Origin of the sequence: Enterobacter roggenkampii (assembly GCF_001729805.1) — a bacterium.
Taxonomy (GTDB): domain Bacteria; phylum Pseudomonadota; class Gammaproteobacteria; order Enterobacterales; family Enterobacteriaceae; genus Enterobacter; species Enterobacter roggenkampii.
In genome coordinates, this window is sequence record NZ_CP017184.1 from 383,447 (window position 1) to 405,192 (window position 21,746).

At 54.7% G+C, this 21,746-nt stretch carries 14 protein-coding genes, 2 tRNA genes and 3 rRNA genes; 7 read left to right on the plus strand and 12 right to left on the minus strand.

Annotation, left to right across the window (positions count from 1 at the left end):
* Nucleotides 1-4: 4 nt before the first annotated feature.
* The 5 genes from phnE to BFV67_RS01790 form a co-directional block, all read right to left on the minus strand.
* Entirely contained in the window at nucleotides 5-784 is a 780-nt protein-coding gene (gene phnE / locus BFV67_RS01770; protein WP_008500063.1) for a phosphonate ABC transporter, permease protein PhnE, read from the minus strand.
* A 102-nt stretch (nucleotides 785-886) separates the two neighbouring features.
* Nucleotides 887-1,903: a phosphonate ABC transporter substrate-binding protein gene (phnD, locus tag BFV67_RS01775; protein ID WP_008500064.1), complete on the minus strand. Its 1,017-nt coding sequence runs from the start codon at nucleotides 1,901-1,903 to the stop codon at nucleotides 887-889.
* A gap of 24 nt (nucleotides 1,904-1,927) precedes the next feature.
* Complete coding sequence (gene phnC, locus BFV67_RS01780; RefSeq protein WP_048030283.1) at nucleotides 1,928-2,716, minus strand: phosphonate ABC transporter ATP-binding protein; 789 nt, start codon at nucleotides 2,714-2,716, stop codon at nucleotides 1,928-1,930.
* A gap of 173 nt (nucleotides 2,717-2,889) precedes the next feature.
* Nucleotides 2,890-3,330 carry a VOC family metalloprotein YjdN gene (gene yjdN, locus BFV67_RS01785; protein WP_045335202.1) on the minus strand — a complete coding sequence of 147 codons (441 nt, stop codon included), beginning with the start codon at nucleotides 3,328-3,330 and terminating at the stop codon, nucleotides 2,890-2,892.
* Nucleotides 3,331-3,452: 122 nt separating this feature from the next.
* Nucleotides 3,453-3,788: a zinc ribbon domain-containing protein YjdM gene (locus tag BFV67_RS01790; protein WP_008500067.1), complete on the minus strand. Its 336-nt coding sequence runs from the start codon at nucleotides 3,786-3,788 to the stop codon at nucleotides 3,453-3,455.
* A 594-nt stretch (nucleotides 3,789-4,382) separates the two neighbouring features.
* Between BFV67_RS01790 and crfC the strand changes: the two genes are divergently transcribed.
* Nucleotides 4,383-6,728, plus strand: a complete 2,346-nt coding sequence (crfC, locus tag BFV67_RS01795; protein WP_069597777.1) for a clamp-binding protein CrfC — start codon at nucleotides 4,383-4,385, stop codon at nucleotides 6,726-6,728.
* On the plus strand, nucleotides 6,725-7,600 hold the full coding sequence (locus tag BFV67_RS01800; RefSeq protein ID WP_008500070.1) for a diguanylate cyclase regulator RdcB family protein: 876 nt from the start codon (nucleotides 6,725-6,727) through the stop codon (nucleotides 7,598-7,600). Before crfC ends, BFV67_RS01800 begins: the two co-directional genes overlap by 4 nt.
* A gap of 57 nt (nucleotides 7,601-7,657) precedes the next feature.
* Here BFV67_RS01800 and kdgT read toward each other — a convergent pair whose 3' ends face one another.
* Complete coding sequence (kdgT, locus tag BFV67_RS01805; protein ID WP_008500071.1) at nucleotides 7,658-8,650, minus strand: 2-keto-3-deoxygluconate transporter; 993 nt, start codon at nucleotides 8,648-8,650, stop codon at nucleotides 7,658-7,660.
* A gap of 650 nt (nucleotides 8,651-9,300) precedes the next feature.
* Here kdgT and proP point away from each other — a divergent pair.
* Nucleotides 9,301-10,803: a glycine betaine/L-proline transporter ProP gene (gene proP / locus BFV67_RS01810; RefSeq protein ID WP_008500072.1), complete on the plus strand. Its 1,503-nt coding sequence runs from the start codon at nucleotides 9,301-9,303 to the stop codon at nucleotides 10,801-10,803.
* A gap of 32 nt (nucleotides 10,804-10,835) precedes the next feature.
* On the opposite strand, the gene BFV67_RS01815 is transcribed toward proP, so the two are convergent.
* Complete coding sequence (locus tag BFV67_RS01815; RefSeq protein WP_069597778.1) at nucleotides 10,836-11,789, minus strand: nickel/cobalt transporter; 954 nt, start codon at nucleotides 11,787-11,789, stop codon at nucleotides 10,836-10,838.
* Between the two features lie 493 nt (nucleotides 11,790-12,282).
* On the opposite strand from BFV67_RS01815, the gene BFV67_RS01825 reads away from it, so the two are divergent.
* The 4 genes from BFV67_RS01825 (at nucleotide 12,283) to rrf (ending at nucleotide 17,255) form a co-directional block, all read left to right on the plus strand.
* Nucleotides 12,283-13,822: ribosomal RNA gene (locus BFV67_RS01825) — 16S ribosomal RNA — on the plus strand.
* Between the two features lie 85 nt (nucleotides 13,823-13,907).
* Nucleotides 13,908-13,983: transfer RNA gene (locus BFV67_RS01830), tRNA-Glu, on the plus strand.
* A 183-nt stretch (nucleotides 13,984-14,166) separates the two neighbouring features.
* Nucleotides 14,167-17,070 (plus strand): 23S ribosomal RNA (locus BFV67_RS01835).
* A 69-nt stretch (nucleotides 17,071-17,139) separates the two neighbouring features.
* Nucleotides 17,140-17,255: ribosomal RNA gene (rrf, locus tag BFV67_RS01840) — 5S ribosomal RNA — on the plus strand.
* Together the 16S, 23S and 5S rRNA genes with 1 tRNA gene alongside form the textbook arrangement of a ribosomal RNA operon.
* A 239-nt stretch (nucleotides 17,256-17,494) precedes the next feature.
* On the opposite strand, the gene BFV67_RS01845 is transcribed toward rrf, so the two are convergent.
* From BFV67_RS01845 to BFV67_RS01865, 5 genes are all read right to left on the minus strand, one after another.
* Nucleotides 17,495-17,570, minus strand: a tRNA-Phe gene (locus tag BFV67_RS01845).
* Nucleotides 17,571-17,697: 127 nt separating this feature from the next.
* Nucleotides 17,698-18,273, minus strand: a complete 576-nt coding sequence (locus BFV67_RS01850) for a transcriptional regulator (RefSeq protein WP_069597779.1) — start codon at nucleotides 18,271-18,273, stop codon at nucleotides 17,698-17,700.
* Nucleotides 18,274-18,322: 49 nt separating this feature from the next.
* On the minus strand, nucleotides 18,323-20,014 hold the full coding sequence (locus BFV67_RS01855) for a protein-disulfide reductase DsbD (RefSeq protein WP_023293470.1): 1,692 nt from the start codon (nucleotides 20,012-20,014) through the stop codon (nucleotides 18,323-18,325).
* Complete coding sequence (cutA, locus tag BFV67_RS01860) at nucleotides 19,990-20,313, minus strand: divalent cation tolerance protein CutA (protein WP_046092104.1); 324 nt, start codon at nucleotides 20,311-20,313, stop codon at nucleotides 19,990-19,992. Before cutA ends, BFV67_RS01855 begins: the two co-directional genes overlap by 25 nt.
* Nucleotides 20,314-20,426: 113 nt before the next feature.
* The gene (locus BFV67_RS01865) at nucleotides 20,427-21,728 is read right to left on the minus strand and encodes an anaerobic C4-dicarboxylate transporter (protein WP_008502949.1); all 1,302 of its coding nucleotides are present in this window, start codon (nucleotides 21,726-21,728) and stop codon (nucleotides 20,427-20,429) included.
* Nucleotides 21,729-21,746: the final 18 nt, after the last annotated feature.

Genomic DNA, 21,746 nt, shown 5'->3' on the forward strand with positions numbered 1-21,746 from the left:
CTTCTCAGATGAAGTGCTTACGCAAACGTTGAGAGAGGAAATCCAGCAGGCTGACGGTGACGATGATGAGCACCATCAGGGCGCAGGTTTGCTGGAACTGGAAACCGCGAATCGCTTCCCACAGGGTGACGCCAATCCCGCCTGCGCCGACCATGCCGACGACGGTGGCGGAGCGGACGTTGGACTCAAAGCGGTACAGGGAGTAGGAGATCAGGAGCGGCATCACCTGCGGCAGGACACCGTAGAGGATCTCTTCGATTTTATTGGCGCCGGTGGCGCGAATGCCTTCCACCGGACCGGGCTCGATGGCTTCGACCGCCTCGGAAAGCAGCTTGGAGAGCACGCCGGTGGTGTGAATGAACAGCGCCATGACGCCCGCGAACGGACCGAGGCCGACGGCGACCACGAACAGCATCGCAAAGACCATTTCGTTGATCGCACGACAGGCGTCCATCAGGCGGCGCATGGGCTGGTATACCCACCACGGCACGATGTTTTCAGCGCTCATCAGGCCAAACGGAATGGAGAGAATAACGGCCAGCGCGGTGCCCCAGACGGCGATTTGCAGGGTGACCGCCATTTCACTGAGGTAGTCCTGCCACTGGCTGAAGTCCGGCGGGAAGAAGTCGGCGGCGAAGGTCGCCATATTGCCCGCGTCTTTGAAGAGCAGCAGCGGATCCATTTCCGCGCCCTTCCAGGAGATAACCAGCACCGCCAGCAGGATGGCCCAGCTTATGAGCGAGAACCAGCTGCGCTTCGGCGGCGGGAGGGTGATGGTTTGCATGTGTAACTCCGCAGGTCTTTGTGTGCCGGATGGCGCTACGCTTATCCGGCCTACGATCCAAAATGTAGGCCCGGTAAGCGCAGCGCCACCGGGCGAAAAGCGTTACTGCACCGCTTTATTCACGCTGGTCATCGCGCCGAGCGCGGCGGTCAGGCGGTCGAGGTCTTCAAGCTGGGCCTGAATCGCGGCCACTTTGCTGGTCTTCTCCTCGTCCTTCAGGCCTTTGTTGTCCTTCACGCCCTGCATCTCTTTAAACAGCGCCAGCTGGCGAATCGGCACCAGCTGCAGGTCGCTTGACGGGCGGAACGGTGCCCAGCCCAGACGTTCCAGAACTGCTTTCTCTTCCGGCGTTTTGCCGTAGGTCATAAAGAAGTCGTACACCTTGTCCTTGGTGCTTTCGGACAGGTTTTTACGCCACACGATCGGGTCGCCGGGGATCAGCGGGGATTTCCAGATAACCTTCAGCTCTTTCAGCTTGTCCGGGGCGGACGTCTTCAGCTTGTCGAGGTTCTCGGTGTTGTTGGTGGCAACGTCCACCTGCTTGTTGGCCACGGCCAGAGCGTTGGTTTCATGGCTGGCGTTTACCGTGCGCTTGAAGTCGCTGGCAGAGGCGTTGTTTTTGGCGAAGACGTAGTAGCCAGGGACAAGGTAGCCGGAGGTAGAGTTCGGATCGCCGTTGCCGAAAGTCAGCTCTTTGCGTTTGGCGAGCATGTCGTTGAGGTTGTTGATCGGGCTGTCTTTGTTGACGATCAGCACGCTCCAGTAGCCCGGGGAGCCATCTGCCGCGACGGTCTGGGCAAAGACCTGGCCGTTCGCGCGGTCCACCGCTTCCATGGCGGAGAGGTTGCCGTACCAGGCGATGTCCACTTTATTAAAGCGCATCCCCTGGATGATGCCCGCGTAGTCCGGGGCGAAGAAGGCGTTCACTTTGATCCCCAGTTTGGTTTCCATATCTTTCAGGAACGGTTCCCACTGAGGTTTCAGGTTTTGCTGTGATTCCGTCGAAATAATGCCGAAGTTCAGCGCTTTTTCCTGCTCTTCCGCATACGCCGGGCTTAACAGGGTGCTGAGGCTGAACATGCTGGTAAAGGCCAGCGCGGCAACGGCTTTGTAGCTCATGTACTTTCCTCGGATCGGGTTTATTTAAGCAGCCTGCGCGTTCTCTTCGACGCGGTTAATGCTGCGGTAGAGATGGTCAAAACGTTCGTTATCAAACTGATGGCTCGCGCCATCAAAGAACACGTGCCCCTGACGCAGGGCGACGATGCGTTCGCAGTAGCGCAGGGCGTAATCCACCTGATGGAGCGTGACCACCACGGTAATGCCGTCGTTCTGGTTAATGTCGCGCAGGGTCTCCATCACGATGCGGGCGGACTCCGGGTCCAGCGAGGCGATGGGTTCGTCAGCAAGAATGATTTGCGCTTTTTGCATCAGCGCGCGCGCAATCGCCACGCGCTGCTGTTGTCCACCGGACAGGGTGGAGACGCGCTGGTGGGCGAAATGCGCCATGCCGACGCGGGTCAGCGCCTGTAAAGCTTCCTGCTTCTGGGAAGGGGTGAACCAGCGCAGACAGGTGCGCCAGAACGGGGTGCTGCCGAGCGCGCCAATCAGCACGTTCTCCAGCACCGTCAGGCGGTTTACCAGGTTGAACTGCTGGAAGATGTAGCCCGTCTGGGCGCGGCTCTTGCGGATATCGCTCGCCAGACGCCCGGCGCGCTGCACGGTATTGCCCAGCAGCTCGACGTGGCTTTCCGGCGTTTTATCGCCGGTGATAAGCCCGCTTAAATGGCGCAGAAGGGTGGATTTACCCGAGCCAGAAGGCCCGAGAAGCGCCACCATGTCGCCCTGCCAGACGGTCAGATCAACGGCATGCAGAGCCTTGTTATGATTGAAGGTCTTGCTCAGTTTCTCGACGCGGATGACAGTTTGCATGTGCTGGGCCTCACGATAAATGTGGCCTCATGCTGGCGCATCAATGTGACATTTGGGTTAAGTGCAGGTTGCGGGAGTTTGAAGAGTTGAGCGGAGTTTGATGACAATCATCGTAGGCCCGGTCAGCGCAGCGCCACCGGTCGCTGTTGCCGGCTGCGCTGCGCGTGTCCTGCCTACGACGTTTGTTGCTTGACGACGTTAATCATCCACGGCACGCCGTATTTGTCGGTGACTTTACCGAAACCGTGCGCCCAGAAGGTCTCCTGCCACGCCATGTCGATATTCCCGCCATCGGCAAGGTTGTCGAACCAGCGCTTGCCTTCTGACACATCCTGCGTGTCGAGAACCAGCGTAAAGCCCGCGTACTGCGCGTTGCTGCCGGGCGGCATCCCGTCGCTCATCATGATATCGCTGCCCGCAATGCGGACGTTGGAGTGGGCGATAGCCGAATCCGGAAACTGCATACCGGACGGACAGCCTTCTTCGCTGTTATCGCTTTTTGGCATTTCGCCGAAAGTAATTTTATAGAGAAGTTCTGCGCCGACGGCTTGCTGGTAAAAGGCGGTCGCCTCAGCGCAGTTGCCGGCGAAAGAGATGTAGGGACTTAACGGCATAATCTTTACCTCACGTAAGAAAAGCCCGTTAAGTTTAGTTCTTTTTTGTAGGCCGGATAAGCGTAGCGCATCCGGCAAAAGCGCCCGGTGGCGCTTCGCTTACCGGGCGTACAGGTGAAAAATCAGTTCTTTTTCACGAACTCAGATTTCAGTTTCATTGGACCGAAGCCGTCAATTTTGCAGTCGATATTATGATCGCCTTCAACCAGACGGATATTCTTCACTTTGGTGCCGATCTTCAGCATGGAAGAACTGCCTTTCACCTTCAGGTCCTTAACGACGGTAACGCTGTCACCGTCCGCCAGCAGGTTGCCGTTCGCATCTTTTACGATGAGCGCATCAGCATCCTGAGCCGGCTCGGCATCATTCCATTCATGAGCGCATTCCGGGCAGATGAACATGCCATTATCTTCATAGGTGTATTCAGAATTGCATTTTGGGCAGTGTGGGAGAGACATATCGGTATCCTCAAAAGTGTAAACGCGCTGGAAAGTGCCAGCTAAATGACGGCAGGGTGCCGAAAAAGGCGGCAAGTATAGCGCAAATCCACACCGTTGTCGGTGATATTGTGAATTAAAAAAGCCAAAAAGCGTATCGGGAGTGACACGTTCTGTCAGTCAGTTACGCGAAGCTTATGTCCATTAACACGGTGGGAAGAAATGACGATAAATATATCGAATATTTTATTGCAGCAAATTGCTACGCTCTGCCATTTCGGATAAGGTGAAGCGACACATTGTTATTTATCTCCGGACTTTGCTGCCATACATATCTTATGGCAGTGGTGCATTACCTCTCTTTTTAGGTGGGTAAATAATGGTGATATATCCTGAAGTTTCTTAAAAATGGGCTACGCTTTTTTCTTTTGGCTATCAGGCCTGGAGAAGAGTTCTACACGCCATGCAAGGATAGGGAATTATTCCTGATTATCTTCAATCAGTTATATTTCGGCGAACATGTTTTCCACACGTGATCATATAAGCCTGAACAACATAATTAAAACCAGTGGCTTAATAAAAGTAATAAATTTGCGTTAAGGAAAGGCTTTTATCATGCACACACAGACCATTTTTGAATTAAGCCAGGAAGCCGAGCGTTTGTTACAGCTTGCCCTGCAAAATCTTGATACGTTGAAATCAATGCCCACTGAGATGCTGGAGAGCACAGAGGCTGCTATTACTGGCGAAACAAACAACGTTTTACCTTTGCATTTTAGCGCGCGCGGTGTCGACGCCCAGCAGGCGATGCTGAATAATGAATTACGCAAAATAACCCGGCTGGAAATGGTCCTGGCCATTGTTGGCACCATGAAAGCGGGGAAATCGACCACCATTAATGCGATTGTGGGTACCGAAGTGTTGCCGAACCGCAATCGTCCAATGACGGCGCTTCCGACGTTGATTCGCCACACGCCGGGCCAGAAGGAACCGGTGCTGCATTTCTCTCATGCCTCCCCGATTGATGAATTGATCCAACTGCTTCAGAAACAGCTCTGTGATTACGACCGCGGGAAGCTGGCTCAGCGTCTTGAAATTGATAAAGACATGAATACGCTGCTGGAGCGCATTGAAAAAGGGGAAGCGTTTGAGAAGCATCACCTGGGCGCGCAGCCGATATTTCATTGTCTGAAAAGCCTCAACGATCTGGTGAGACTTTCCCAGGCGCTGGGTGTGGAGTTTCCGTTCTCTGAATATACGGCTATTGAACATATCCCGGTAATTGAAGTGGAGTTCGTGCATCTTGCGGGCCTGGATGCCCACCTCGGGCAGCTGACGCTGCTCGATACGCCCGGGCCGAACGAGGCCGGACAGCCGCATCTGCAAAAAATGCTCAGCGAGCAGTTGTCCCGCGCATCGGCGGTGCTGGCCGTGATGGATTATACCCAGCTTAAATCCATTTCTGATGAAGAAGTCCGCCAGGCGATTTCCGCGGCGGGAAAATCGGTGCCGCTGTATGCGCTGGTCAATAAATTCGATCAGAAAGATCGCAATAGCGATGATGAAGAACAGATTCGGGCGATGATCTCCGGCACCTTAATGAAAGGCAATATTTCGCCCGGCCAGATTTACCCCGTGTCGTCCATGTGGGCGTATCTGGCCAACCGCGCGCGCTATGAGCTAAGTTCGCATGGACGACTGCCGGATCATCAGGAGCAACCCTGGGTGCAGGATTTTGCCGAAGCGGCGCTCGGGCGACGCTGGCGTACGGCGGACCTGGACGATATCGACCATATCCGACATTCTGCCGATTTGCTCTGGGAAGATTCGCTCTTCGAGCAACCGATACGGAAACTGATTTACGCCGCCTATGCCAATGCCTCGCTCTACGCGCTGCGTTCAGCCTCGCATAAGCTTCTTAACTACGCGCAAAACGCCCGCGAGTATCTCGATTTCCGATATCAGGGGCTGACGGTGGCCTTTGAGGCGCTGGAGGTGAATATCGCACGTCTGGAAGAGGACATGGCGCTTTTGCAGACGCGTCAGCGCGTGGTGAGCGATGAGGTGAAACACGAGGTTGAGGAAGCGCTGAACGCCACCGCGGACTTTATGGGATCCCAAAAAACCGCGCTTCACCAGGCTATTGACCAGGTGTTCAGCACGCCCCCGATTCTTGATTCGGCAGGCACCGAACGGCAGCAACTTCGCGGTGAGAGGGTGAAGCAGCTGGTGCTGGACGATGAAGGGCAGGCGCAGATTGCGCTGAGTAAATTACGCGCCTCCTGCGAGCGGGTGATGCTGGATGCCCAGACGAAGATCGGCCGGGAGCTGGCGTTACGCTTCGATCAGCTGGAGTCCACGCTGGCGCGTTCTCTTAACGAAGCCATGCGTCCCATCGAAACGCGTATTAAAGAGCATCTGAGCCATGCGGGTTTTCGGGCGCGGATCAGCTTCCCGGCGTTTCAGGCAAGCCAGCTTAACTTCAATACGCGAGCGCTGTTTAACGATGCGATTGCGCAGGACGATAGCCAGGCCGCCCCGCCTTCCGGCGGGAGCAGCATGCGCGAAACGGTCTCTCGCTGGCTCAATAATCCTGGCTGGGGCTGGGACGAGTATGTGGAAACGCGCACGCGCTATGTTATCGACATTGCGCAGCTACATGACAAATTTAAGCAACATATTGATCAGTTTTGTGAACAAATACGTAAAGCTTTGTCCGCGCAGGTCGATGTCTCTGTTACGGCAGGAATGGCGACGTTCTTTGCAGAATTTTCGTTGTGCCTGACCGGGTTACAGGAAAGCTTGCGTGATAGCCTCGCAGTGCGTCAGCAAAATGAGCACTCAACCCGAGCGCTCTGCCAGTTGTTGAAGCAAAGCATCACTACTGCGACGTGGATACAGGAAGATACCCGACTGTTACGCGATGATATTCAAACTCTATTCGCGGCAGAGCAACCATGACAACACCACTACTGGACGGCCCCGGGCGAACGCTGGAGTGTATTAATCCAAAATTTATGGTCGATCTGGTGCAGGGGGGAGACGCGGCGCGTCATCCTCGCCTGGGACCACAGCAGCTGCAGTTTCGCGAGCGTTTGACGCAGGAAATCATGACGCATACCCGGCTACGCCCCTGGGCGATGGCGGGGATGCTCAATGAAAATGCGGCGCTGCGCCTGGGGCTGGCGGAAAAGCTGGCCGGGATGCTTGATCCGGGCCATCTCGCGCTGACGCTGATGGCAGAGAAGCTGATTGCGCTGCGTCAGCAGACTCACCCACGCACCCTGCAGTCTCCCGGACTGACGCAGCAGTACGCCGATCTCGTGTCTCATTTTACCCAACGCGCAGCCTGGAAAGAAAAGGCGCTGACCCAGCGCGGGCTAACGGTGCAGGCAGGTGAGCACAGCGAGCAAATTTTTACCCGCTGGCGGGCCGGACATTATGATGGCTGGTCGCTGGCCGGGCGCTGTTTTATCGTTCTGGAAGAACTGCGCTGGGGAGCATTTGGCGACGCATGCCGCCTCGCGAAAGAAGATGTGGCGGCCATGCTTAAGGATAACCTGCGCAGCATGGCGGCTAACTATCTGGCGCAGGGCATTAATGCCTCACCCACGACCCGCCATTTTTATCACCAGTGGCTGACAGCGCCTGCTTCTCCCGGATCGATCGATCATAAAGACATGCTGGGCTGGCTGGGGGACTGGTGTCAGGCGGATAAGCATCCGGTGAGCTGGTCAGTGACGCAAAACTGGCAGACCGTCGCACTGGGGATGCCGAGGCTCTGTTCGGCAAAACGGCTGGTGGACGGGATGGTAGAAGAGATTTTTGGGTAAATCCCTTACCCCTCACCCTCTCCCCGCAGGGAAGAGGGGAGGGTTTGGTGCAGTGTGTTAATGGCGGAGTTCGACCGCTTTTCGTTCGATATTCTGCTCGGGGGCATTGGCGTAGCGTTTCGCATATAGCGCCGTGATGATCGGCACCAGTAGCGCAGTGACAATCACGCTGGCGGCAACCAGCGCCGTCGCTGAAGCGGCTACCGGTTCGAAGGCCGGGTTAATCTGGGCAATAATCACCGGGTTGGCGACGGCAGCGCCTGCGGCTGAAGAGGCGGCGACGCCCGCCGTGCCGTTTCCTCCCCCGATCACGCGGTCGGCAACGATCAGCGGAATACCGGTAATGACGATTACGGCGACACCCAGCACAATACCCAGCAGGCCGGTATCAAGGATAACCTTCAGGTTGATGGTGTTCCCCAGCGCAAAGCCGAAGAACGGGATCAGCACCGGCGTGGCTTTGCTGAAGAAATCACGCAGATCGTGATCGAGGTTGCCAAGGGCAAAGCCGATCAGGAAGGGCAGGATTGCGCCGACAAAGTGGTGGGGTTCAAAAGAGGCCAGGCCAGCGGACCCTAGGATCAGCATCGTCATCAGCGGGCCTGATTCGAGAGACATCAAGACAAATGCGCCGGACTCTTCTTTCGTCCCGTACTGGTTCATCAGGCTGGCGTACAATCCGCCGTTAGTCATATCCATCGCGGAGACAATCGCCAGCACCGATAACCCCGCGAAGAACCCGGTCTGAATTCCATTCTCCGGGATGAACATCGCGCATATCATCGCCACCGCCCAGGCTACCGCTATTTTGGTTATTACCAGCGTGCCGGATTTCCGTAATACGGTACCGGTCGCCCGCAAATTAATGGATGCACCGATACAAAAAAACCAGACGGCAAGAATTGGAACCGTGCCCGTTATCATGCCTTTTGTGAAACCACCAAAATATGCCCCGGTATCAGGGGCAAGGGTATTCAGGATGGCGCCCAGCACCAGCGGAACCAGCATCATACCGCCGGGTATGCGTTCTATCGTGGCTTTAATCTTCATGGACAATCCTCACATCTGATCCCGCAGGACGGGCGTTCGGTGTTAAAAATTAGTCAATAAATTCAATTGATTGGCATTTGTTTTTGAGAGGTGTGTCTCGATTACCCTGCCAGGAAAATAAATGTTTTCTCTCGATTAACTTCCTTAGAAAACACATGAAATGCTGTATGCGGATTTATCATGCGATCATTGGAATATTGATTCAATCAAAATAAAACATCGTTTTAGTTATCTTTGTCACATATTCAATGTAAAACTATCGGCGGCTTCCTGATGAAGAAAATTTATGTAAATTGAATGTGAGTAAACGTGGTTTGTTTTTTTGTTGCGAAAGAACTCATGACGTGCGTGAGAGAGCTCATGAGGCGGGGATGAGAAAGGGCTTATTTGCACTGATTGACAAATACTGGACTGAGTTGACCTGATGCTGAAATATGTGTGAAGTTGATCACAAATATAAACGCTGGTAGGGTAAAAAGGTCATTAACTGCCCAGGCAGGCGTCAACAGGTTCGGTTGTATCGACGTAAAACGTCAATGTAAGTAAACCTGCTACGCTTGAATAAGGCGATTCGCATGGAGCGGATCCCATGGTTCACAGAACGCACGCTGGACTGTGAAACAGACAGGGCCGAGTCAACGAGGATAGCTATGCTGAGAAGGAAAAAGATTAAACCCATCACGCTTCGCGACGTCACCATTATTGATGACGCCAAACTGCGTAAAGCGATTACCGCAGCCTCGCTCGGTAATGCGATGGAATGGTTCGATTTTGGTGTCTACGGCTTTGTGGCCTATGCGTTAGGTAAAGTGTTTTTCCCCGGGGCCGATCCCAGCCTGCAGATGATTGCGGCACTGGGTACGTTCTCCGTTCCCTTCCTGATTCGCCCGCTGGGTGGTCTGTTCTTCGGTATGCTCGGTGATAAATATGGTCGTCAGAAGATCCTGGCTATCACCATCGTCATTATGTCGATCAGCACATTCTGTATCGGTCTTATACCGTCTTACGCCACTATCGGCATTTGGGCGCCGATTCTGCTGCTGATCTGTAAGATGGCACAGGGCTTCTCCGTGGGCGGTGAATATACTGGCGCCTCGATCTTCGTTGCCGAGTATTCTCCTGACCGTAAGCGCGGGTTTATGGGAAGCTGGCTGGACTTCGGCTCCATTGCCGGTTTTGTCCTGGGCGCGGGTGTGGTGGTCCTGATTTCAACCGTAGTGGGGGAAGAAAACTTCCTCGACTGGGGCTGGCGTATCCCGTTCTTCCTGGCTCTGCCGCTGGGGATCATTGGCCTCTACCTGCGTCATGCGCTTGAAGAGACGCCTGCGTTCCAGCAGCACGTTGATAAGCTGGAGCAGGGTGACCGCGAAGGGCTGCAGGACGGTCCGAAGGTATCGTTCAAAGAGATTGCCACTAAGCACTGGCGAAGCCTGCTGGTCTGTATCGGTCTGGTGATCTCTACCAACGTGACCTATTACATGCTGCTGACCTACATGCCGAGCTATCTGTCGCATAACCTGCACTACTCGGAAGATCACGGTGTGCTGATCATTATCGCCATCATGGTGGGTATGCTGTTTGTGCAGCCGATTATGGGCCTGTTGAGTGACCGCTTTGGTCGTCGACCGTTCATTATTCTGGGAAGCGTTGCGCTGTTTGCCCTCGCCATCCCGGCATTTATTCTGATCAACAGTAATGTACTGGGGCTGATTTTTGCCGGTCTGCTGATGCTGGCGGTGATCCTTAACTGCTTTATCGGGGTGATGGCCTCAACGCTGCCCGCGATGTTCCCGACCCATATTCGCTACAGCGCGCTGGCCGCGGCCTTCAACATCTCGGTGCTGATTGCCGGTCTGACCCCGACGCTTGCCGCCTCGCTGGTGGAGAGCACGCAGAACCTGATGATGCCTGCTTATTACCTGATGGTGATCGCGGTGATTGGTTTGATTACCGGTATTACTATGAAGGAGACGGCGAATCGCCCTCTGAAAGGCGCAACGCCTGCGGCATCGGATATCCAGGAAGCGAAAGAGATCCTCCGTGAGCACTACGATAATGTAGAGCAGAAGATTGAGGATATTGACGCCGAGATTGAAGAGCTGCAGAAAAAACGTTCCCGACTGGTGGATCAGCATCCACGCATCAATGAGTAACAAAAAACCCGCCGCTGGCGGGTTTTCTTTTATTAGCATCCTGCGGCGATGTAGTCGCCATTGGCGCTGATGGGGATCACCGTCAGGAACAGCACCGTCGCGAACAGGATCAGGACTATCCCTCCGGCTATTTTGACGGTCGGCACCAGCCATTTTAACGAGGCGCTTTCTCCGAACCAGGCCACCGTGCGTTCGCGGGCGTAACGTACAGCCAGTGAAAGCCCCATAATAGAGAGCGCGGTTCCCAGAGACATGGTCATGACTGCGGCCATCCCCCAGGTAACAATGCCCAGCGCGTTCGAAAACATCAGAATCATGATCGCCCCGCTGCACGGGCGTGCGCCAATCGCCAGTATCACGCCCAGACGGGTTTTCCAGTCGCCCTGCGTCAGGTCTGCACCTACGCCGTGATGACCGCAGCCACAGTGTTCGTCGTGCTGATGAAGGGGCTTAATGGCAGAGACAGACATCCTGCGCGGGCGCAGGCTCTTCAGCGCCTGGTAAATGATGAATGCGCCGAATGCGCCAATAAGCACTGCGCTGACCTTCTCCACATACCAGCGGCTGGTACTGATATCCCCTGAGGCGAGGTTAAATCCTACCGCCAGGATAAAGACAAACAGAATGGCGCTGACGCCCTGCATCAGGCTGCCCAGGAAAGGGACGACCCGGGCGGCCAGCTCGCTTTCCTTATTGGTAGTCAGATAGGTCGTCACAATGAATTTTCCGTGCCCGGGGCCAATGGCGTGGAGTACGCCATAAAGGAAAGCCCCCGTTAACAACCATATTCCGCCGCTGTACTGGTGGTTATTCAGCTGCAGCAGGTACATCACCAGATAGCGGTGCAGGGTAATTTGCGTGGCAAGACACCACTGGATAAAGGCGTTCCAGTGCGCATGCAGGGTAAAACCGGCAAAGAGAATTGCCAGCAGCATCAACCCAGCGGTAGGGAGACGCCAGTCACGGGTGAGGCGTTGTGTGGTCATGAAGCGGCCTGCACAGAGAAGAGTATTTGCCGCCAGTATAGTTGATCTTCCCGCTCAGTTCGTGGGATCGCATTGGGATCCGTGCAGAATTGTGGATAACTTTGTGCATAAATGGGTATAAGGCGGGGTTTTGCTGGGGAATGCAGCAGTCAGTCATTTTTTTGCAACTTTTCGGTTGCGGTCGTTCGCGAACTCCCTATAATGCGCCTCCATCGACACGGCGGATGTGAATCACTTCACAAACAGCCCGGTCGGTTGAAGAGAAAAAATCCTGAAATAACGGGTTGACTCTGAAAGAGGAAAGCGTAATATACGCCACCTCGCAACGGTGAGCGAAAGCCGCGTTGCACTGCTCTTTAACAATTTATCAGACAATCTGTGTGGGCACTCAAAGTGACATGGATTCTTAACGTCGCAAGACGAAAATGAATACCAAGTCTCTGAGTGAACATGCGTAATTCATTACGAAGTTTAATTCACGAGCATCAAACTTAAATTGAAGAGTTTGATCATGGCTCAGATTGAACGCTGGCGGCAGGCCTAACACATGCAAGTCGAGCGGTAACACAGGGAGCTTGCTCCTGGGTGACGAGCGGCGGACGGGTGAGTAATGTCTGGGAAACTGCCTGATGGAGGGGGATAACTACTGGAAACGGTAGCTAATACCGCATAACGTCGCAAGACCAAAGAGGGGGACCTTCGGGCCTCTTGCCATCAGATGTGCCCAGATGGGATTAGCTAGTAGGTGGGGTAACGGCTCACCTAGGCGACGATCCCTAGCTGGTCTGAGAGGATGACCAGCCACACTGGAACTGAGACACGGTCCAGACTCCTACGGGAGGCAGCAGTGGGGAATATTGCACAATGGGCGCAAGCCTGATGCAGCCATGCCGCGTGTATGAAGAAGGCCTTCGGGTTGTAAAGTACTTTCAGCGGGGAGGAAGGCGTTGAGGTTAATAACCTCAGCGATTGACGTTACCCGCAGAAGAAGCACCGGCTAACTCCGTGCCAGCAGCCGCGGTAATACGGAGGGTGCAAGCGTTAATCGGAATTACTGGGCGTAAAGCGCACGCAGGCGGTCTGTCAAGTCGGATGTGAAATCCCCGGGCTCAACCTGGGAACTGCATTCGAAACTGGCAGGCTAGAGTCTTGTAGAGGGGGGTAGAATTCCAGGTGTAGCGGTGAAATGCGTAGAGATCTGGAGGAATACCGGTGGCGAAGGCGGCCCCCTGGACAAAGACTGACGCTCAGGTGCGAAAGCGTGGGGAGCAAACAGGATTAGATACCCTGGTAGTCCACGCCGTAAACGATGTCGACTTGGAGGTTGTGCCCTTGAGGCGTGGCTTCCGGAGCTAACGCGTTAAGTCGACCGCCTGGGGAGTACGGCCGCAAGGTTAAAACTCAAATGAATTGACGGGGGCCCGCACAAGCGGTGGAGCATGTGGTTTAATTCGATGCAACGCGAAGAACCTTACCTACTCTTGACATCCAGAGAACTTTCCAGAGATGGATTGGTGCCTTCGGGAACTCTGAGACAGGTGCTGCATGGCTGTCGTCAGCTCGTGTTGTGAAATGTTGGGTTAAGTCCCGCAACGAGCGCAACCCTTATCCTTTGTTGCCAGCGGTCCGGCCGGGAACTCAAAGGAGACTGCCAGTGATAAACTGGAGGAAGGTGGGGATGACGTCAAGTCATCATGGCCCTTACGAGTAGGGCTACACACGTGCTACAATGGCGCATACAAAGAGAAGCGACCTCGCGAGAGCAAGCGGACCTCATAAAGTGCGTCGTAGTCCGGATTGGAGTCTGCAACTCGACTCCATGAAGTCGGAATCGCTAGTAATCGTAGATCAGAATGCTACGGTGAATACGTTCCCGGGCCTTGTACACACCGCCCGTCACACCATGGGAGTGGGTTGCAAAAGAAGTAGGTAGCTTAACCTTCGGGAGGGCGCTTACCACTTTGTGATTCATGACTGGGGTGAAGTCGTAACAAGGTAACCGTAGGGGAACCTGCGGTTGGATCACCTCCTTACCTTAAAGAACCTGCCTTTGCAGTGCTCACACAGATTGTCTGATGAAAAGTAAATAGCAAGGCGTCTTGCGATTGAGACTTCAGTGTCCCCTTCGTCTAGAGGCCCAGGACACCGCCCTTTCACGGCGGTAACAGGGGTTCGAATCCCCTAGGGGACGCCACTTGCTGGTTCGTGAGTGAAAGTCACCTGCCGTCATATCTCAAAACTGACTTACGAGTCACGTTTGAAATATTTGCTCTTTAAAAATCTGGATCAAGCTGAAAATTGAAACGACACATCTTAAATGGTGTGTTCGAGTCTCTCAAATTTTCGCAATCAGAAGTGAAACATCTTCGGGTTGTGAGGTTAAGCGACTAAGCGTACACGGTGGATGCCCTGGCAGTCAGAGGCGATGAAGGACGTGCTAATCTGCGAAAAGCGCCGGCGAGGTGATATGAACCTTTGACCCGGCGATGTCCGAATGGGGAAACCCAGTGTGATTCGTCACACTATCGTTAACTGAATACATAGGTTAACGAGGCGAACCGGGGGAACTGAAACATCTAAGTACCCCGAGGAAAAGAAATCAACCGAGATTCCCCCAGTAGCGGCGAGCGAACGGGGAGCAGCCCAGAGTCTGAATCAGCTTGTGTGTTAGTGGAAGCGTCTGGAAAGTCGCACGGTACAGGGTGACAGTCCCGTACACGAAAGCACACAGGTTGTGAACTCGAAGAGTAGGGCGGGACACGTGGTATCCTGTCTGAATATGGGGGACCATCCTCCAAGGCTAAATACTCCTGACTGACCGATAGTGAACCAGTACCGTGAGGGAAAGGCGAAAAGAACCCCGGCGAGGGGAGTGAAATAGAACCTGAAACCGTGTACGTACAAGCAGTGGGAGCACCCTTGTGGTGTGACTGCGTACCTTTTGTATAATGGGTCAGCGACTTATATTCTGTAGCAAGGTTAACCGTATAGGGGAGCCGAAGGGAAACCGAGTCTTAACTGGGCGTTAAGTTGCAGGGTATAGACCCGAAACCCGGTGATCTAGCCATGGGCAGGTTGAAGGTTGGGTAACACTAACTGGAGGACCGAACCGACTAATGTTGAAAAATTAGCGGATGACTTGTGGCTGGGGGTGAAAGGCCAATCAAACCGGGAGATAGCTGGTTCTCCCCGAAAGCTATTTAGGTAGCGCCTCGTGAACTCATCTTCGGGGGTAGAGCACTGTTTCGGCTAGGGGGCCATCCCGGCTTACCAACCCGATGCAAACTACGAATACCGAAGAATGTTATCACGGGAGACACACGGCGGGTGCTAACGTCCGTCGTGAAGAGGGAAACAACCCAGACCGCCAGCTAAGGTCCCAAAGTCATGGTTAAGTGGGAAACGATGTGGGAAGGCACAGACAGCCAGGATGTTGGCTTAGAAGCAGCCATCATTTAAAGAAAGCGTAATAGCTCACTGGTCGAGTCGGCCTGCGCGGAAGATGTAACGGGGCTAAACCATGCACCGAAGCTGCGGCAGCGACGCTTATGCGTTGTTGGGTAGGGGAGCGTTCTGTAAGCCGTTGAAGGTGTGCTGTGAGGCATGCTGGAGGTATCAGAAGTGCGAATGCTGACATAAGTAACGATAAAGCGGGTGAAAAGCCCGCTCGCCGGAAGACCAAGGGTTCCTGTCCAACGTTAATCGGGGCAGGGTGAGTCGACCCCTAAGGCGAGGCCGAAAGGCGTAGTCGATGGGAAACAGGTTAATATTCCTGTACTTGGTGTTACTGCGAAGGGGGGACGGAGAAGGCTATGTTAGCCGGGCGACGGTTGTCCCGGTTTAAGCATGTAGGCGGAGGTTCCAGGTAAATCCGGTACCTTTTAACGCTGAGGTGTGATGACGAGGCACTACGGTGCTGAAGTAACAAATGCCCTGCTTCCAGGAAAAGCCTCTAAGCATCAGGTAACATCAAATCGTACCCCAAACCGACACAGGTGGTCAGGTAGAGAATACCAAGGCGCTTGAGAGAACTCGGGTGAAGGAACTAGGCAAAATGGTGCCGTAACTTCGGGAGAAGGCACGCTGATATGTAGGTGAAGCCCCTGCGGGTGGAGCTGAAATCAGTCGAAGATACCAGCTGGCTGCAACTGTTTATTAAAAACACAGCACTGTGCAAACACGAAAGTGGACGTATACGGTGTGACGCCTGCCCGGTGCCGGAAGGTTAATTGATGGGGTTAGCGGCAACGCGAAGCTCTTGATCGAAGCCCCGGTAAACGGCGGCCGTAACTATAACGGTCCTAAGGTAGCGAAATTCCTTGTCGGGTAAGTTCCGACCTGCACGAATGGCGTAATGATGGCCAGGCTGTCTCCACCCGAGACTCAGTGAAATTGAACTCGCTGTGAAGATGCAGTGTACCCGCGGCAAGACGGAAAGACCCCGTGAACCTTTACTATAGCTTGACACTGAACACTGGTCCTTGATGTGTAGGATAGGTGGGAGGCTTTGAAGCGTGGACGCCAGTCTGCGTGGAGCCGTCCTTGAAATACCACCCTTTAATGGCTGGTGTTCTAACGTAGACCCGTAATCCGGGTTGCGGACAGTGTCTGGTGGGTAGTTTGACTGGGGCGGTCTCCTCCCAAAGAGTAACGGAGGAGCACGAAGGTTAGCTAATCCTGGTCGGACATCAGGAGGTTAGTGCAATGGCATAAGCTAGCTTGACTGCGAGAGTGACGGCTCGAGCAGGTGCGAAAGCAGGTCATAGTGATCCGGTGGTTCTGAATGGAAGGGCCATCGCTCAACGGATAAAAGGTACTCCGGGGATAACAGGCTGATACCGCCCAAGAGTTCATATCGACGGCGGTGTTTGGCACCTCGATGTCGGCTCATCACATCCTGGGGCTGAAGTAGGTCCCAAGGGTATGGCTGTTCGCCATTTAAAGTGGTACGCGAGCTGGGTTTAGAACGTCGTGAGACAGTTCGGTCCCTATCTGCCGTGGGCGCTGGAGAATTGAGGGGGGCTGCTCCTAGTACGAGAGGACCGGAGTGGACGCATCACTGGTGTTCGGGTTGTCATGCCAATGGCACTGCCCGGTAGCTAAATGCGGAAAAGATAAGTGCTGAAAGCATCTAAGCACGAAACTTGCCCCGAGATGAGTTCTCCCTGAGACTTTAAGTCTCCTGAAGGAACGTTGAAGACGACGACGTTGATAGGTCGGGTGTGTAAGCGCAGCGATGCGTTGAGCTAACCGATACTAATGAACCGTGAGGCTTAACCTTACAACGCCGAAGATGTTTTGGCGAAGAGACAGACACGATTTTCAGCCTGATACAGATTAACAGAATTTGCCTGGCGGCTTTAGCGCGGTGGTCCCACCTGACCCCATGCCGAACTCAGAAGTGAAACGCCGTAGCGCCGATGGTAGTGTGGGGTCTCCCCATGTGAGAGTAGGGAACTGCCAGGCATCAAATAAGAAGAACCCCGTACCGAAAGGTGCGGGGTTTTTTGCTTTGTGCGTCAGAAATCATGCCGGATGGCGGCTTCGCCTTATCCGGCCTACAAAACCTGTAGCCCGGTAAGCGCAGCGCCACCGGGCATGGCAGACCGCACGATCCCACGGTAAAAAGAATCAAGAATACTAAAGAAGGGATTTATAAACGCAGAAAAGCAAAAACCCAGCCATAGGCTGGGTTCTTTAAATAGTGGTGCCCGGACTCGGAATCGAACCAAGGACACGGGGATTTTCAATCCCCTGCTCTACCGACTGAGCTATCCGGGCAACGGAGCGCATTAAACCGCAATCGCGCCTTATCGTCAACATTATTTCGGGAAAAGCTGTTCAATTGCTTAACTTTGCGGCAATCTGATGGTTTACGCGTCGAATAGGGCAAATTTAACCGGTTCGCTTACGTCAACGCCCCGCCCATACGGCACTGAGCTAAGCGCAGAATATCTTCCGCCAGTCTGTGCGCCGTATCCACATCGGCCTGGCTACGGTTCACCAGCATGCGGCTCAGGCAGCCCTCCAGCACCAGCTCCATCTGTTTCGCCACCATTGCCGGGTCATCCACTTCAAGACGGGTCAGCAGCTCGTGAGTGAAGTCATGCGCAGCCCGTTTTTGCTGATCCGCCAACTGATGGACAGGATGGTCGGGATCGGGATAGAACGTACAGGCCGCAATAAACAGGCAGCCCGGATAGCGGTTGTTGCTGACACATTCCGTCAGGGCGGTATAGCGCGCCAGCAGCTTTTGTTCCGCAGTCAGTTCTTCATTCAGCATCAGCTGCCTGCGCCAGATATCAACCTGCTGGCTGAGATAGCGCAGAGCATCATAAACGAGCGCCTCTTTAACCGGCCAGAAGCGCTTAAGATCATCCAGGGGGTAATCGATACGGTCGGCTACCATCTCAAGCGTGGTGCTGGCGATCCCATAAATCTCAAGTAATTGCAGGGCTTGTCCCAGTACGTCTTCACGTTGCACGGTTATCTCCTCCGCTATTCCCAACGGTATGTTCCGTTTAAAGTGTTGTTTACGGTTGGCGATTGCGCAAATGCGCGCTAAATGCCGCTGCATCCATAAACCCGGTTACACGCTGTTCTGGCTGCTCCTGACCCTGTTGATTGAAGAACAGAATGGTTGGCAGCCCGAGCACGTTAAGCTGTTTTAGCAGAGCCTTATCCTGCGCATTATTGGCGGTTACGTTCGCCTGGAGCAGAACCGTCTCTTTCAGGGCATTTTGCACCTGTGGATCGCTAAAGGTGTATTTTTCAAACTCTTTGCAGGCGACGCACCAGTCGGCATAGAGATCGAGCATCACCGGTTTGCCCTTCGCCTGCGCAAGCGCGCTGTTGAGCTCATCGACGTTCTTAATCTGCATAAAGTTCAAATGCGCCTGCGTCTGGCCGACCGGCGAGCCGAACGCCCAATCCTGCAGAGGACGCACGCTCACCAGCGCGGCGGCGAGCAGGAGAATTTGCACCAGGCGCATCCACGCTTTTTTGGCCCCCAGACTGACGATAAATGCCCAGGAGAAGAACGCTACGCCGAGCATCGCCCACAGGCGAGTGCCCCAGACGTCACCCGTAATGCGTTCCAGCAGGAACACCGGCAGCGCCAGAATCACAAAACCAAATGCGGTTTTCACCGTCTCCATCCACGGGCCGCTCTTCGGCAGCAGGCGGTTGCCGAAAACCGTGACCAGAATCAGCGGCAGGCCCATGCCCAGCGCGTAAAGGTACAGCGTACCGCCGCCGAGCCACAGATTGCCGCTCTGGGCAATATAGAGCAGGATGGCGCTCAGCGGGGCAGTGGTGCAAGGGGAGCAAATCAGTCCGGCGATGGCCCCCATCATAAACACGCCGCCTGCCGAACCACCCTGCTGACGATTGCTCATCAGCGTTAAGCGGGTTTGCAGAGCTGACGGTAACTGCAGCGTGAACAGGCCAAACATCGACAGTGCCAGCAGGATAAATATCGCCGACAGGCCAATCAGCACGTACGGGTGCTGAAGTGCGGCCTGGAACTGCAACCCGGCAGCGGCGACCACAAGGCCGAGCGCCGTGTAGGTCAGCGCCATACCCTGCACGTAAATAAAGGCCAGCAGCAGCGCGCGTGCGGTGGAAAGGCGCTGTTTGCCGCCCAGCACGATGCCAGAGATGAGCGGATACATCGGCAGCACGCAGGGGGTAAAGGCAATGCCAATGCCAATCAGTAAGGCCCACAGCGCGGAGAACGGAAGGTCAGCGGTATCCTCATGCTTCTCGCCTGAAGGAAGAGGTGAAATCGTGGGCGACGCTTTCACCTCACTAAGCGGAACCACCTTTGTTTCCGGCGGATAGCAGAATCCGGCATCCGCGCACCCCTGATAGGTCACCGTCAGGGTCGCGCCTTTATCCGCCTGGTTCACCGTAACGGGCACGCTCAGGCGCTGGCGATAGATTTCGCTTTTGCCGTAAAACTCATCTTCATGCCACTCGCCAGCGGGCATCTGTAATGCGCCCACGCTGGCCTGAGCAGGCGTAATGCTCACCTGCTTGCGATAGAGGTAATAGCCCTCTTTCACCTGCCAGTTGAGCGTAAGGTCGTGCTGGTTTTGCTGGAAATCGAAAACAAACGCCCGATCGGCAGGAATGAAGTTCGAACGGCCGGGCGCGTCAAACAGCCCGGCAAAAACTGATGTGCTGCAAAGCAGCAGGATCAGCGTAAGGAAGCGTTGAGCCATGAGAGATAGTCGTTATCGCCGTGGACCACTGGCAGAACCAGCAGTTCCGGGGTTTGGTAAGGATGATGAGATTTGAGGCAGTCCAGGAGTGCCTGCTGATTCGCCAGATTGGTTTTAAGCAACATCTGGACTTCGTACTCTTGCTCCAGCTTACCTTCCCAATAGTAAAGAGAGGTAGCGCCGGCGAGGAGCGTGACGCAGGCTGCCAGTTTTTCGGCCAGCACTTTGGCGGCGAGATCCTGGGCAGAAGCTTCATCAGGGGCGGTGCACAGTACGACAACGGCATCAGGCGTGTTCACAAGTCGACCTCCTCATCACGAAAGTCTTCACTATATCACGCAAGACGATTGGTCATTAATGAAACGGGCCGCTGAGCGGCCCGATTTTAACTATTTTTACAACGGCTAACCGTTTACAGCACAATGCCGCCGATGATAAAGCCGAGGACCACGCAAAGCGTAATCGCCACCACGCCCGGGATGAGGAACGCGTGGTTAAACACGTACTTACCGATACGGGTTGAGCCGGTGTCGTCCATCTCCACCGCCGCCAGCAGGGTTGGGTAGGTTGGTAATACGAACAGGGCAGAAACCGCCGCAAAAGAGGCAATCGCCGTCAGCGGCGTCACACCCAGCATCAGCGCCGCAGGCATCAGCGCTTTGGTGGTCGCCGCCTGGGAGTAAAGCAGGGTCGCCGCGAAGAACAGCACGACAGCCAGCAGCCACGGATAGTTGTGCAGTAGGTCACCAGCGACGGTCTGGATATCACTGATGTGCGCTTTCACGAAGGTATCACCAAGCCACGCCACACCCAGTACGCACACGCAGGCGCTCATACCGGATTTGAAGGTGCTGGCGTTCAGCACTTCGCTGGTATCAATTTTACAGGTGATGCTAATCAGCGTCGCGATGGTCAGCATGAACACCACAATCGCTTCGTTACGCGGCAGGACCGGGTTCTGGATCAGCCCCACGGTATCGCTGATGGCGGTCGCATAGAACATGACGGCGACAATACCAATCAGGAACAGCAGCACGGAGCGTTTCGCATGTGGCTTCAGTTCGAAGACCTGGCTGCCGCGCAGGCTCACTTCACCTTTTGCCAGACGCTCCTGATAAACCGGATCGTCTTTCAGTTCAGCACCGAGGAAGTTACACAGCACGGCGGTAATCATCACCGCAATCAGCGTCACCGGAATGCAGATCGCCAGCAGCGTCAGGTAGCTCACGCCCATCGGCTCCAGGATACCGGCGAAGAAGACCACCGCCGCGGAAATCGGCGAGGCGGTAATCGCGATCTGGGACGCGACGACGGCAATAGAGAGCGGACGCGACGGACGGATACCCTGTTCTTTCGCCACTTCGGTAATCACCGGCAGCGTGGAGAAAGCGGTGTGGCCAGTACCGGCGAGAATGGTCATAAACCAGGTCACCAGCGGAGCAAGGAAGGTTATGTATTTCGGGTGGCGGCGTAACATGCGCTCCGCCAGGCTCACCAGGTAGTCCATACCGCCTGCCACCTGCATGGCGGCAATAGCGGCAATGACTGCCATGATGATTTCGATAACGTCGAACGGGATTGCGCCGGGTTTAATCTGAAAGATAAGGGTAAGAACGAGCACTCCAAGACCGCCGGCAAAACCGATGCCGATACCCCCGAGTCGTGCTCCCAAATAAATCGCCAACAAGACGATGACGAGTTCTGCTCCAAACATAAGGACCTGCCTTGCTTA

Excerpts from the sequence above, each read along its gene's own strand:
- BFV67_RS01815 (WP_069597778.1), bottom strand. The coding sequence starts at position 11,789 with ATGACCACACAACGCCTCACCCGTGACTGGCGTCTCCCTACCGCTGGG.
- crfC (WP_069597777.1), top strand. The coding sequence starts at position 4,383 with ATGCACACACAGACCATTTTTGAATTAAGCCAGGAAGCCGAGCGTTTG.
- phnE (WP_008500063.1), bottom strand. The coding sequence starts at position 784 with ATGCAAACCATCACCCTCCCGCCGCCGAAGCGCAGCTGGTTCTCGCTC.
- BFV67_RS01800 (WP_008500070.1), top strand. The coding sequence starts at position 6,725 with ATGACAACACCACTACTGGACGGCCCCGGGCGAACGCTGGAGTGTATT.
- yjdN (WP_045335202.1), bottom strand. The coding sequence starts at position 3,330 with ATGCCGTTAAGTCCCTACATCTCTTTCGCCGGCAACTGCGCTGAGGCG.
- kdgT (WP_008500071.1), bottom strand. The coding sequence starts at position 8,650 with ATGAAGATTAAAGCCACGATAGAACGCATACCCGGCGGTATGATGCTG.
- BFV67_RS01855 (WP_023293470.1), bottom strand. The coding sequence starts at position 20,014 with ATGGCTCAACGCTTCCTTACGCTGATCCTGCTGCTTTGCAGCACATCA.
- phnC (WP_048030283.1), bottom strand. The coding sequence starts at position 2,716 with ATGCAAACTGTCATCCGCGTCGAGAAACTGAGCAAGACCTTCAATCAT.
- proP (WP_008500072.1), top strand. The coding sequence starts at position 9,301 with ATGCTGAGAAGGAAAAAGATTAAACCCATCACGCTTCGCGACGTCACC.
- phnD (WP_008500064.1), bottom strand. The coding sequence starts at position 1,903 with ATGAGCTACAAAGCCGTTGCCGCGCTGGCCTTTACCAGCATGTTCAGC.
- BFV67_RS01865 (WP_008502949.1), bottom strand. The coding sequence starts at position 21,728 with ATGTTTGGAGCAGAACTCGTCATCGTCTTGTTGGCGATTTATTTGGGA.
- BFV67_RS01790 (WP_008500067.1), bottom strand. The coding sequence starts at position 3,788 with ATGTCTCTCCCACACTGCCCAAAATGCAATTCTGAATACACCTATGAA.